Raw genomic sequence first — 13,253 nt, forward strand, 5'->3', positions numbered from 1 at the left:
GTGCGGTGCTACGCCGCCAGCGTGCCCGGCACGATCGCGCCAGGACCGAACTTCGCCCGCGCCCGGTCGGCCACCGCCTCGAGCTTGCGGGACCTGTCGTCCACCGGGTCGAACATCAGCTGGTGTGCGGCGTGTTCGGCGGGGCCGAGCCCTTCGGTGCGCAGCGAGATGCCGCGCACCCTGGCCCGCTGGAGGCCGAGCGCCTCGTACATCCGGTACGCGGACCCGGTCAGCGCGCAGGAGTGCGCGGTCGGCTCGGGCAGCGCGCGTGTGCGGGTCGTGGTGGAACGGTCCGCGTAGCGCACGGTGAGGGTCAGGGAGCGGCACACCTGGTCCTCGTCGCGCATCCGCGCACCGAGTTCCTCGGTGAGGGAGAGCAGCGCCCTGCGGTGCCGCGTGGGATCCAACTCGTCGCGCGGGAAGGGCCGTTCGGCGGCGAGGGAGCGGGCGGCGGCGTTCGGCACGACGCGTGCGCGGTCCACGCCGTGCGCCTTCTCGTGCAGCTCGCGGCCCGCGCGGGCGCCGACGAGGCGCTGCAGCGTGGAAAGCGGCGCGGCGGCCACCTTGCCGACGGAGTCGAGCCCGTACGAGCACAGGGTGCGGGCGGTGGCGCGGCCGACCCCCGGCAGTTCGACGACCGGCTTCGGTCCGAGGAACTCCGCGACGGCGTCCGGGTCCGCGCCCACGACCCGGGTCACGCCGGGCGCGGCCTCCCGGGCGGCCATCCGCGCGAGCATCGGGCCGGGGCCCGCGCCGATCACGCAGTCCACGCCGTGGTGGGCGAGCGCCCGCACCCGTATCACCGAGGCGAGCTCGACGGCGTCCCGCCCGAAGTAGCGCATCGCTCCCCGTACGTCGACGAGCGCGGAGTCCGGCGGCAGGGCCTCGACGACCGGGCTGAACTCGCCGAGCAGCGTGAGCAGCCGGGGCATGGCGGCCTCGTACAGGGGCGGCAGGAGGAACCGTACGCACAGAGTGCTCATCCCGCGCTCCCCGGGCTCTGGTGCCACAACTTCCGTCCCGTCGCCGCCCGTTCACCGGGCGGCTGGAGGTCGGCCCAGGGGTGCATCTCGTACCCCGTGGACATCCGGATGCGGCGGCCGTCGTCCGCCGGGGCCCCGTCGGACTCCCCGTCGGGGCCCGGCTCGGCGAGGCGCGCCCCTACCGCTTCGAGCCCGCCCTCCTGCCGCAGCTCCACCAGTTCCGCCAGGTTCCACGCGGCGGCGCCGACCACGCTGAGGCTGCGCGGCCCGCGCCGCTGCACCACTCCGCGGACCAGGAGCAGCCAGGAGTGGAAGACGGTGTGCGCGCACCGTTCGTGGGCGTCGTCGAAGAAGGCCAGGTCGACCAGGCCCGTGCCGTCGTCCAGGGTGGTGAAGATGACCCGTTTCCCGGAGCGGATCGGCGGGGTCTGGGTGGCCGCCTTGGCGCCCGCGACCAGGACGGTCGCCCCGTGTTCGGCCTCCCGCAGACGGCGGGCGCTCTGCACGCCGAGCTCCCGGAGGAACTCGGTGTGGTCGCCCATGAGATGGCGTGAGGAGTCCATGCCGAGGACGCCGAGCTCGGCGCTGAGCCGCTCCGCGTCGTCCAGGTCGGGAAGCCCGGCGGGCGCCGTCTTCCGGCCGCCGGACAGCGGGAGTTGGGCTCCGGCGACCCCTCGCGAGCCCCGCCGGAGCTCCGTCAGGTGCAGTTGCAGGTCGCGGCGGTTGGCGCCGAACGCGTCGAGCGCGCCGACCTGTGCGAGCCGCTGCGCGACCGGCTTGCTCGGCCTGGCCCGCTCCCAGAAGTCGAGGAGCGAGGTGTAGGGCTGCGCGTCGGCGATCCGCTCGGCCTCGGCCTCGCTGATGCCGTGGACGTCGGAGAGGGCGAGGCGCAGGCCCCAGCGGTCCGGAGCCGTATCAGAACCAGACACCAGTTCGATACGGTGAGCGACCGCGGACCGGTTCACGTCCAGCGGAAGGATCGGCACCCCTCGCCGCCGCGCGTCCGCGAGCAGCAGCCGTTTCGGGTACATGCCGGGGTCGTGCGTGAGCAACCCCGCGTAGAAGGCGGCCGGGTGATGGGTCTTCAGCCACGCCGACTGATACGTCGGCACCGCGAAGGCCACCGCGTGCGCCTTGCAGAAGCCGTACGAGCCGAAGGCCTCGATGATCTCCCACGTCCGGCCGATCGTCTCGGCGTCGTAGCCCTTGGCCGCAGCCTGCTGCGCGAACCAGAACCGGATCCGCCCCTGCGACTCGGGGTCGGAGAGCCCGCGCCGCACCCGGTCCGCCTCGTCGCGCCCGCAGCCGGTCATGATGTCCACGATCTGGATGATCTGCTCGTGGAAGACGACGACGCCGTACGTCTCCTTGAGCGGGCCCGCCAGGTCCGGGTGCGGATAGCGGATGGGCGCGCGGCCGTGCCGGGCCTCGATGAAGGGCCGCACCATGTCGGCGGCGACGGGGCCCGGCCTGAAGAGCGAGATGTCGACGACCAGGTCGTGGAAGGTCGCGGGCTGCAGCCGCCCGACCAGGTCCCGCTGGCCCGGCGACTCGATCTGGAAACAGCCCAAGGTCTCGGTGGACTTGATGAGTTGATACGTCGCCGGGTCGTCCGGCGGCGCCGCGTCCACGTCCACCCGCTCACCCGTGGCCCGCTCGACCTCCCCCACCGCGTACGCGATCGCCGACTGCATCCGCACACCGAGGACGTCGAGCTTGAGCAGCCCGAGGTCCTCCACGTCGTCCTTGTCGAACTGGGACATGGGCAGGCCCTCGCCGCTGGTGGGCATGACGGGCGTACGCGCGAGCAGCGAGGCATCGGAGAGCAGCACTCCGCACGGGTGCATGGCGACCCCGCGCGGCAGCGCGTCCAGGGCCTCGACGAGTTCCCACAGACGGCCGTGCCTCTCCTGCTGTCCCGCCACCTCCCGCAGTTCGGGCAGCTCCTCCATCGCCGAGCGGGCATCCCGCGCGCGGATGTGCGGGAAAGCCTTGGCGATCTTGTCGATCTCGGCCGGGTCCATGGAGAGCGCGGCGCCCACATCGCGGATGGCATGGCGGACCCGGTAGGTCTCGGGCATGGCGACGGTCGCGACCCGGTCGGTGCCGAAGCGGCCGATGATCGCGCGGTAGACCTCGATGCGGCGTGCCGACTCCACGTCGATGTCGATGTCCGGCAGAACGGCACGCCGCGTGGACAGGAACCGCTCCATGAGCAGGTCGTGCTCGACGGGGTCGGCGTGCGCGATGCCGATGAGGTGGTTGACCAGGGACCCGGCGCCGGAGCCGCGCGCCGCCACCCTGATGCCCAAGTCGCGTACGTCGTCGACCACTTGGGCCACGGTGAGGAAGTAGGAGGCGAAGCCGTGGTACGCGATGATGTCCAGCTCATGGTGCATGCGCTCCCAGTAGCCACGGGCTTCCGGGCCGCGGTCGTACCCGAGCCGCACCATTCCCGCCGCCGCCCGCGAGGCGAGCACGCGCTGGGCGCTGCGGCGTCCGGCGCCGACAAGATGCGGCTCGGGGAAGCGCACGGAGCCGATGCCGATGTCGTCCTCGGGGTCGACGACGCACTCGGCAGCGGCCGTCCGCGTCTGCTCGACGAGGCGGTGGGCGGTGTCACGGCGGAAGCCCGCCGCCTCCACGATCCGCTCGGCGTTGCCCAGCATGGCGTCGGCGCCCTTCAACCACCGCTCTCCGGTGTCGAGTTCCTTGGTCGGGTCGACGGGGACGAGGCGGCGCGCGGCGTCGAGCACGTCGGCGACCGGACCCATGCCGGCGTCGGCGTAGCGGACGGCGTTGCTCAGGACGGGGCGCACACCCTGCTCGGCGGCGAAGCCGACGGTGCGGGCGGCGAGGCGGAGCGAACCGGGTCCGGTGCCTTCGCGGCCGTGCCAGACGGACTCCAGGCGCAGCGCATCCCCGTAGCGTTCGCGCCAGGGGCCGATGAGGCGGGCGGCCCGGTCGGGGCGCCCGGCGGCGAGCGCGCGCCCCACGTCGGAGGCGGGGCCCAGCAGCACGGTCATGCCGTCCCCGTGGTTCTCCTCCCACGGAAGCACGGGCTGCCCCTCGCCGCTCCGGTGGGCGGCGGTGATCAGGCGGCACAGCGCGGCCCAGCCCGTGGCGCCGTCGCGGGCGAGGAAGGTCACGCGCGGGGTCGACTCGTCGATGAAGGCACCTCCGCGCACCGGGGTCCGCCGCCGCGCACCGCTCGACGGCGCGGGCTCCCCCACCGCGAGCTCGGCCCCGAACAGCGGCCGCACCCCCGCCTTCGCACAGGCCTTGGCGAACCGGACGGTCCCCGCGAGGGTGTCCCGGTCGGTGAGCGCGAGGGCGTCCATGCCCCGCTCGGCGGCGCGCTCGGCGAGCCGCTCCGGGTGCGAGGCCCCGTACCGCGGGGAGAACCCGGAGACGGTGTGCAGATGCGTGAACCCTGGCACACGCACCTCCTGAAACCCTGAACCGATCCGACCTCACATCCCCCGCCTCCACCATAGACCAACTTTCGAACGCGTGTACGACACCATTGTGCGATACCCGAGCGAAACCGCACCCTCTTCGCCCATTCGGCCCCGCCCACCTGCGCAAACAGCAGGGGACACGGAGCGTGGGGGCATGAGTTTCACCGATGAGTTGAAGAGCGCCGTCACCCCGCGAGCAGCCCTGCTGGTCATCGGTGTACTGGCCCTGCAGCTGCTGTTCATCGCGTCCTACGTAGGGGCCCTGCACGACCCGAAGCCGAAGGACGTGCCCTTCGGGGTCGTCGCTCCGGGCCCGGCGGCAAAGGAGACGGCGGACAAGCTCGGGAAGCTCCCCGGCGACCCGCTCGACCCGCGTGTGCTCAAGGACGAGGCCGCGGCCCAGCACCAGATCATGAACCGCGACATCGACGGCGCCCTGCTCCTCGACCCCCAGGGCACCGACGACACCCTCCTGGTCGGCTCCGGCGGCGGCACCGTCCTCGCCACGGCACTGGAGAAGATCGCCACCGAGGTCGAAGGCGCCGAGAAGCGGACGGTCAAGACCGTGGACGTGGCCCCGGCCTCCGCCAGGGACTTCGACGGCCTCTCGTCCTTCTACCTGGTCGTCGGCTGGTGCGTCGGCGGCTATCTGTGCGCGTCGATCCTGGCGATCAGCGCGGGCGCACGGGCCACCAACCGGCAGCGCGCCCTGATCAGGACCGGCGTCATGGCGCTCTACTCGATCGCGGGCGGCCTGGGCGGCGCGCTCATCATCGGGCCGGTCCTGGGCGCCCTGCCCGGCAGCATCATGGGCCTGTGGGGCCTCGGCTCGCTCGTCGTCTTCTCGGTCGGCATGATCACGCTCGCCCTGCAGTCGCTCACCGGAATCGTGGGCATCGGCCTCGCCGTCCTGCTCGTGGTGATCGCCGGCAACCCGAGCGCGGGCGGCGCCTTCCCGCTGCCGATGCTGCCGCCGTTCTGGAAGGAGATCGGCCCCTGGCTGCCGCCGGGCGCGGGCACCTGGGTGGCCCGCTCCATCGCGTACTTCAAGGGCAACGCGATCACCGGCCCGATGCTGGTGCTCGCCGCCTGGGCGGTACTCGGCACCGTCATCACCCTGGCCATGTCCGCGCTGCGCGGGGACCGCCAGCCGGGGCAGCGCCCCGCCATGGAGGAACCGGACACGGACAGCGGCGCCCACCGCCGGTGAGCCGGGCGGCCTGCCCGGAGGACCGCTTCCCCCGGCCGTTGTCAGACCCGGGTGCGATGCTGAAGCGATGATCACCACCCTGGCGGTCGAGAACTACCGCTCCCTGCGCAAACTGATCGTCCCCCTGGACCGGCTGAACGTCGTGACGGGCGCGAACGGCACCGGCAAGTCGAGCCTGTACCGCGCGCTGCGGCTGCTCGCCGACTCCGCGCGGGGCGGCGCGGTGGCCGCCCTCGCCCGCGAGGGCGGGCTCCCATCGGCGCTGTGGGCGGGCCCCGCGAAGGCGGAGGCGACCAGCCTGCGCCTCGGCTTCGCCGGCGACGAGTTCGGGTACGGGGTGGACTTCGGCCACCCGATCCCCACCTCGGGATCCGGCGCCGCGCCCTCGATGTTCAACCTCGACCCGGAGATCAAACGCGAGTGCACCTGGGCCGGGCCCGTCCTGCGCCCCGCCGCACTGCTCTGCGACCGCGCGGGCCCCGCCGTGCGCACCCGCACCGCCGACGGCGGCTGGCACCGCACCCAGGGCATCCGCCCGTACGACAGCATGCTGAGCGAACTGGCCGACCCGCAGCTGGCCCCCGACCTGCTCAGGCTGCGCGAACTGATCCGCTCCTGGCGGTTCTACGACCACGTCCGCACGGACGCCGAAGCCCCCGCCCGCGCCGCCCGCATCGGCACCCGCACGCCCGTCCTCGGCCATGACGGGGCGGACCTGGCGGCGGCCCTGCAGACCATCCGCGAGATCGGCGACCCGGCGGCGCTCGACGCGGCGGTGGACGACGCCTTCCCCGGCAGCCGGGTGGACATCGTCGAGCAGGGCGGACGCTTCGAACTCCAGCTGCACCAGCGCGGGTTGAACCGCCCCCTCGGAGCGGCCGAGCTGTCCGACGGCACACTGCGCTATCTGCTGTGGACCGCGGCACTGCTCACGCCCCGGCCACCTTCGCTCCTCGTCCTGAACGAACCGGAGACGAGCCTGCATCCGGACCTGTTGCGCCCCCTCGCGGACCTGATCCTCACGGCGACGAAGGACACCCAGGTCGTCCTGGTGACCCATGCCCGCCCTCTCGCCGACGCCGTGGCCAAGGGAGCGGTACGCCACCGCGTCGACGTGAACTCCATAGAACTGCTCAAGGAGTCGGGGCAGACGACGGTGGCGGGCCGGGAAAGCCTTCTGGACGAGCCGCTGTGGTACTGGCCGAAGCGCTGAGTTCGAACCTGCGGGCCGTCAGTGGCTGGTCGCGCAGTTCCCCGCGCCCCTACGGGGCGCCCCGTAGTACGCCTGCCGCATCAGCCCCTCCATCTCGGAGAGCATCGGCATCCGGGGGTTGGCCGGCGCGCACTGATCGGCGTACGCGTTCATCGCCTGCTCCGGCAGGGCTTCGATGAAGGCCCCTTCGTCGACGCCCTCCTCCGCGAACGAGCCGGGAAGACCGCACTTGGCCCGCAGCTCCTCGACAGCACGGGCGTAGGACTCGACCCCCTGCTCAGGGGAATCCGCCGGAAGCCCCAGCATCCGGGCGATCTCCTGGAACCGCTCCGGCGCCCGGTAGACCTCGGCCTTCGGCCACGGCGTCGCCTTGCCGGAGACGGTGCCGTTGTGCCGGATGACGTGCGGCAGGAGCAGCGCGTTGGTGCGGCCGTGCGAGACGTGGAAGGTGTTGCCCAGCGTGTGCGCCATCGCGTGCACCAGGCCCAGGAAGGCGTTGGCGAAGGCCATGCCCGCCACGGTCGAGGCGTTGTGCATCTTCTCGCGCGCCTCGGGATCGCCGGCCCCGTTCACGACGCACCGCTCCAGGTTCTCGAAGATGAGCTTGATCGCCTGGAGGCAGAGCCCGTCGGTGTAGTCGTTCGCGTACACCGACACGTACGCCTCGGTGGCGTGCGTCAGCGCGTCGAAGCCGGAGTCGGCGGTGACCGTCGCGGGGAGCTTCATCGGCAGGACCGGGTCGACGATCGCGACGTTCGGGGTCAGCGCGTAGTCGGCCAGGGGGTACTTCTGCGCGGCCTCCGGGTCGGAGATGACGGCGAAGGGGGTGACTTCGCTGCCCGTGCCCGAGGTGGTCGGGACGGCCACCATCTGCGCCTTCTCGCCGAGGCCCGGGAACTTGAAGGCCCGCTTGCGGATGTCGAAGAACTTCTCCTTGGTGTCGGCGAACTCGACCTCCGGGTGCTCGTACATCAGCCACATGATCTTGGCGGCGTCCATCGGTGAGCCGCCGCCGAGCCCGATGATCGTGTCCGGCTCGAAGTCCCGCATGCGCGCGGCTCCGGCCCGGACGGTCGCGAGCTCCGGGTTGGGCTCGACGTCGTCGATGACCTGGACGGTGACGGCCTCGGGGCGCGCGGCGAGGATGTCGGTCACCCGCTGCACGAAGCCGAGCGTCGACATCGTCTTGTCCGTCACGATCGAGACGCGCCTGATGCCGTCCATCTCGCCCAGGTAGCGCAGGGAGTTGCGCTCGAAGTAGATCTTCGGCGGGACCTTGAACCACTGCATGTTGGTGTTGCGCCGTCCGATCCGCTTGACGTTGATGAGGTTGACCGCGGAGACGTTGTTGGACACCGAGTTGTGCCCATAGGAGCCGCAGCCGAGGGTGAGCGAGGGCAGGAAGGCGTTGTAGACGTCGCCGATGCCGCCGAAGGTCGAGGGCGCGTTGACGATGACGCGCACCGCCTTGACCCGCCTGCCGAACTCCTCGGCGAGCTCATCGTCCTCGGTGTGGATGGCCGCGCTGTGGCCCAGGCCGTTGAACTCGACCATCCGGGCGGCCAGTTCGAGGCCCTGCTCGGTGGTATCGGCCTTCAGGGCAGCAAGGACCGGGGAGAGCTTCTCGCGGGTGAGCGGCTCGCCGTCGCCGACCTCCGCGCACTCGGCGACGATGACCGACGTGCCCTCGGGGACCTCGAATCCGGCCTGTTCGGCGATCCACCGCGGGGACCTGCCGACGACGGCCGCGTTCAGCTTCGCGCCCGCGCAGTCGGCGCCGAAGGCCGTCGTCCCGAAGACGAACTCCTCCAGCTTGGTCTTCTCGGCCGCCGTGACGACGTACGCGCCGAGCCGCTCGAACTCCGCGATCCCCTCGTCGTAGACCTCCTTGTCGAGGATCACGGCCTGCTCCGATGCGCAGATCATGCCGTGGTCGAAGGCCTTGGAGAGCACGATGTCGTGCACCGCGCGGCGCAGCTTGCCGCTGCGTGCGACATACGCGGGTACGTTGCCCGCGCCGACGCCGAGCGCGGGCTTGCCGCAGGAGTAGGCGGACTTGACCATGGCGTTGCCGCCGGTGGCGAGGATGGTGGAGACGCCCTTGTGGTTCATGAGCAGCCCGGTGGCCTCCATCGAGGGCTCCTCGATCCACTGCACGCAGTTGGCGGGTGCACCGGCCTCGATCGCGGCGTCGCGCACGACGCGGGCGGCCTCGGCGGAGCAGCGCTGGGCGCTGGGGTGGAAGCGAAGATGATCGGGTTGCGGGTCTTCAGGGCGATGAGCGCCTTGAAGAGGGTCGTCGACGTCGGGTTGGTCACCGGGGTCATGGCGCAGACGACGCCGACCGGTTCGGCGATCTCGGTGATGCCGTTCAGCTCGTCACGAGAGATGACGCCCGCGGTCTTCAGGCCGCGCATCGAGTTGACGACGTGCTCGCAGGCGAAGAGGTTCTTGACCGCCTTGTCCTCGAACAGCCCGCGGCCCGTCTCCTCCACGGCCAGCCTCGCCAGATCCCCGTGCCGGCCCAGCGCGGCGAGGGAGGCCTTCTTGACGATGTGGTCGACCTGCTCCTGGTCGTACGACGCGAACCGGCCGAGCGCGGTGAGCGCTCCCTCGACCAGTCCGTCCACCATCTCGTTGGCCTCCATGGCGGGGCTCCTTCGGTGAGACCTTTTCGCTGATACCTCAATTCGACACCCGTCCGCCGGTCTGCGGGAGCCGCAGAAGACCCCTCTGAGCAGGCCAAAGGTCCTTGTGAATGTTTTCACAAGGACACATGGAAAAGAGACCGGTCCGCCCATGGCGGCGGACCGGCCCCTGTCCCGTTGCCCCCTGCCGGGGGCGCCCCTGGCTAGCCGATCTCCGCACCGAAGGCGGACAGCGCCTCCGGAACCGGCTGGAAGAACGTCTCCCCGCCGGCGCTGCAGTCACCGCTGCCGCCCGAGGTGAGACCGAGCGCGGTGTCGCCCGCGAAGAGCGCGCCGCCGCTGTCGCCGGGCTCGGCGCAGACGTCGGTCTGGATGAGACCGTTGACGATGTCGCCGTTGCCGTAGTTCACGGTGGCGTCGAGACCGGTGACCGTGCCGTCGTGCAGCTGCGTGGTCGAGCCGCTGCGCTGCACCTTCTGGCCGACGGTCGCGTCGCCCGCCTTGGTGATGGCCTGCGTCGAGCCGTTGTAGAGGTTCACCTCGCTCGGGTGCGCGGTGTCGCCGCTGTACTTGACGATGCCGTAGTCGTTCTCGGGGAAGCTGGAGCCCGCGTTCTCACCGATGGCCGGGCCGCCCTGCTCCTCGGACCAGCTGGTCACCGCTTCGGTGCAGTGGCCGGCGGTCAGGAAGTGCGGAGCGCCGTCCTTGACCACGTTGAAGCCGAGCGAGCAGCGGCTCCCGCCACCCCAGATGGCGTCGCCACCTGCGATGAAGGGCTTGAACTCCCCCTTGCTGCGCTGGAGCTCGGCCTTGCCGCCGAGACCCTTCACGACCGCGCCGAGCTTGTCGAGCTGGGCGTCCTTGACCGTGCGGTCCGCCGTGACGACGACCTTGTTGGTGGCCGGGTCGACCGCCCACGAGGTGCCCGGGATGGACGCCTTGTCGCTGAGCGTCGTGCGGGCGCTCTTCAGCTCGGCGAGGGAGTTCTCGACGATTCTCGCCTTGGCGCCCGCCGACTCGACGGCGTCGACAGCGCTCTTGTCGAGGACGTTCACGACGAGGTTCTTGGCCTTGGCGTCGTAGTACGTACCGGCCGCGTCCAGGCCGAGGTCCTTGCCGAGGGACGAGGCGAGCTTTCCGGCCTTCGCGACCGAGAGGGTGTCCGGCGTGGGGGTCGGGGCACTCTCACTCGCGTTCGCAGTCTGGAAGGTGATTCCGGCGGCGATCAGTGCGGTGATGCCCGCACCTGCCACGGCTGCACGTCGCTTGGATATGCGTCGGTGCTTCAAGTCACGTCCTCCTGTGGGGGGTCGGCCCGTTCGGTGTGGGGACCTGGGGACCGGAAGGCGTACCGGCAAGGAGTCGCTCACGCTGCGAAAGCCGCGTCCATGCCAAAGGGTGCGCCCACTATCCCGATACCGTCCGGTAGCACACAAGGTCTACTTCAGGACGCGCACGCGACAGTCACCGCGCGCCCCCCGCGTCTTCACCGACGCCGGTCCCACCACGTCGGTCCCCGCTGCAAACACCGCGTGCGAGCGGGTGATCGGCAGCGGGTAAGGACTAGTCCTGTCCGGTTCTCGACGTTCCTGGCGCGTCCCGCTCACCGGCTTCCGAATCCGGAGCACCGAAATCCGGCAGCGCGACGGCGGGGGATTCGGTCACGGTGGCGGGAGGCTCGGACCCTGCGGATACGGGGTCGGGCGCGCCCGCGGGCGGCGGCTGCGCCTGCGTGGACCGCTCCAGGAAGCGCAGGAGCTCTACGGGGAAGGGCAGTACGAGGGTGGAGTTCTTCTCGGCGGCGACGGCCACCACGGTCTGGAGCAGGCGCAGTTGGAGCGCTGCCGGTTCGTCCGCCATCTCGTGTGCCGCCTGGGCCAGCTTCTTGGAGGCCTGCAGCTCGGCGTCCGCGTTGATCACGCGGGCCCGTCGCTCACGGTCGGCCTCGGCCTGCCGGGCCATGGACCGTTTCATGGTCTCCGGGAGCGACACGTCCTTGATCTCGACCCGGTCGATCTGCACGCCCCAGCCGACGGCCGGGGAGTCAATCATCAACTCCAGGCCCTGATTGAGCTGCTCGCGGTTGGAGAGCAGATCGTCGAGATCGCTCTTGCCGATGATCGAGCGCAATGACGTCTGCGCCATCTGCGAGACGGCGAAGCGATAGTCCTCCACCTGAACGACGGCCTCGGCGGCGTCGATCACCTTGAAGTAGATGACGGCGTCGACGCGCACCGTGACGTTGTCCCGGGTGATGCCGTCCTGCGCGGGGACCGGCATCGTCACGATCTGCATGTTCACCTTGCGGAGCCGGTCCACGAACGGCACGACCATCGTGAACCCGGGCCCGCGCACCGAACGCTGCAGCTTCCCGAGCCGGAGCACCACGCCCCGTTCGTACTGTTTGACGACACGCGCCGCAGCCATCACATAGACCGCTCCGACAGACCCGACGGCTACTCCCGCCGCCACCAGCTCCTCGACCATGCCGGCCCCCAGGGTCCGAATTGGGCGTGTTGGGCGTGCACTTCGAAGGTAACGCCGCAGGGCGCACAAAGGGAGACGCGAGACAGGAGAGAGCCCCCGCCCGGACTTCCGGACGAGGGCTCCCCTGTGCTGCTGGCTGCAGACTGGCCGTGCGTGGGTCAGCCGCGCGTGGATCAGGTCGTACATGAATCAGTAGTACGTGAACCAGTCGTACGCGGATCAGTCGTCGTGGATCAGTAGACGCTCACGCCGTACGCGCTCAGTGCCTCGGTGACCGGCTGGAAGAACGTCGTGCCGCCCGATGAGCAGTTGCCGCTGCCGCCCGAGGTGAGGCCTAGCGCCTTCGACCCCGCGTAGAGCGGGCCGCCGCTGTCGCCGGGTTCGGCGCAGACCGTGGTCTTGATCATGCCGTAGACGATGTCGCCGCCGCCGTAGTTGACGGTGGCGTTCAGGCCGGTGACCCGGCCGGTGTGGGTGCCGGTGGTCGAGCCGCGCCGGGTGACGTTCTGACCCACGGTGGCGTTGCCCGCGCTGGTGATGTCCTGGCTGCCGACCGTGCCCGACTTGGTGATCGACGCGTTCGTGTACCTGACGATGCCGTAGTCGTTCGTCGGGAAGCTGGAGCCGTGCGTGCTGCCGAGCACCGTGGTCTTCGCGGAGTTGGCCCACCAGGTGCCCGCGCCGTCGGTGCAGTGACCGGCGGTGAGGAAGTAGTAGGTGCTGCCGCTGCGGACGTTGAAGCCGAGCGAGCAGCGCCAGCTGGACGCGTAGATCGCGTCGCCGCCGGAGATCAGCTTGCTGAACTTGCCGGGAGTGCGTTCGACCTTGAGGGCGCCCGCGTTGTTGCCCGCCGCCTCCTTGATCTTGGCGATCTCGGCCTTGGAGACGGTGCTGTCGGCGGTGACGACCAGGCGGTTCGTCGCCTTGTCGACACTCCATGCGGTGCCTGCGACATCCGCGTCGAGCACCGCGTCGCTCGCCTTGGTGAGCTGCGCCGAGCTGAAGGTGGTGACGTCGTTGGCGTTGGCGGCGGGGACGGCGAGCGCGCCGACGGCCACGAGTCCGGTGGCCACGGCCAGCAGACGTGTGTGTCTCGCTATGCCGCTGCGGGGGGTGGTGCGCTTGATCCTCACTTGTTGTTCCTCCCGGGGGGAAGTCAGTGGGTCCGTGTGGGTTGCGGACCCGTGAGGCGCAGCCATGAGCAAAGGGCAAGCCGGATTCCGGTTAGCCGTGCTCCTGACAAGCGCTGCT

Annotated in this window: 7 protein-coding genes and 1 pseudogene; 2 read left to right on the forward strand and 6 right to left on the reverse strand. The window is 70.8% G+C overall.

Features of this window, described 5'->3' with window-relative positions; translation table 11 throughout:
- Positions 1-8 precede the first annotated feature (8 nt).
- Positions 9-983, reverse strand: a complete 975-nt coding sequence (locus ACIBCK_RS20810) for a DNA polymerase thumb domain-containing protein (protein ID WP_399392177.1) — start codon at positions 981-983, stop codon at positions 9-11.
- Positions 980-4,423 (reverse strand): DNA polymerase III subunit alpha, encoded by a 3,444-nt coding sequence (locus tag ACIBCK_RS20815; protein ID WP_399392179.1) that lies wholly within the window; start codon positions 4,421-4,423, stop codon positions 980-982. Before ACIBCK_RS20815 ends, ACIBCK_RS20810 begins: the two co-directional genes overlap by 4 nt.
- Positions 4,424-4,598: 175 nt before the next feature.
- Between ACIBCK_RS20815 and ACIBCK_RS20820 the strand changes: the two genes are divergently transcribed.
- Positions 4,599-5,654 (forward strand): DUF3533 domain-containing protein, encoded by a 1,056-nt coding sequence (locus ACIBCK_RS20820; protein ID WP_399392181.1) that lies wholly within the window; start codon positions 4,599-4,601, stop codon positions 5,652-5,654.
- A gap of 67 nt (positions 5,655-5,721) precedes the next feature.
- Positions 5,722-6,867: an AAA family ATPase gene (locus ACIBCK_RS20825; protein ID WP_399392183.1), complete on the forward strand. Its 1,146-nt coding sequence runs from the start codon at positions 5,722-5,724 to the stop codon at positions 6,865-6,867.
- Positions 6,868-6,885: 18 nt separating this feature from the next.
- On the opposite strand, the pseudogene adhE reads toward ACIBCK_RS20825, so the two are convergent.
- The 4 genes and pseudogenes from adhE to ACIBCK_RS20845 form a co-directional block, all read right to left on the reverse strand.
- Positions 6,886-9,515: pseudogene (adhE, locus tag ACIBCK_RS20830) on the reverse strand (bifunctional acetaldehyde-CoA/alcohol dehydrogenase).
- Positions 9,516-9,718: 203 nt separating this feature from the next.
- On the reverse strand, positions 9,719-10,804 hold the full coding sequence (locus tag ACIBCK_RS20835; RefSeq protein ID WP_399392185.1) for a S1 family peptidase: 1,086 nt from the start codon (positions 10,802-10,804) through the stop codon (positions 9,719-9,721).
- A 274-nt stretch (positions 10,805-11,078) separates the two neighbouring features.
- Entirely contained in the window at positions 11,079-12,002 is a 924-nt protein-coding gene (locus ACIBCK_RS20840; RefSeq protein WP_399392186.1) for a slipin family protein, read from the reverse strand.
- Between the two features lie 233 nt (positions 12,003-12,235).
- Complete coding sequence (locus ACIBCK_RS20845) at positions 12,236-13,135, reverse strand: S1 family peptidase (protein ID WP_399392188.1); 900 nt, start codon at positions 13,133-13,135, stop codon at positions 12,236-12,238.
- Positions 13,136-13,253 lie beyond the last annotated feature (118 nt).

The organism is Streptomyces sp. NPDC051218, from assembly GCF_044455475.1.
GTDB lineage: Bacteria > Actinomycetota > Actinomycetes > Streptomycetales > Streptomycetaceae > Streptomyces.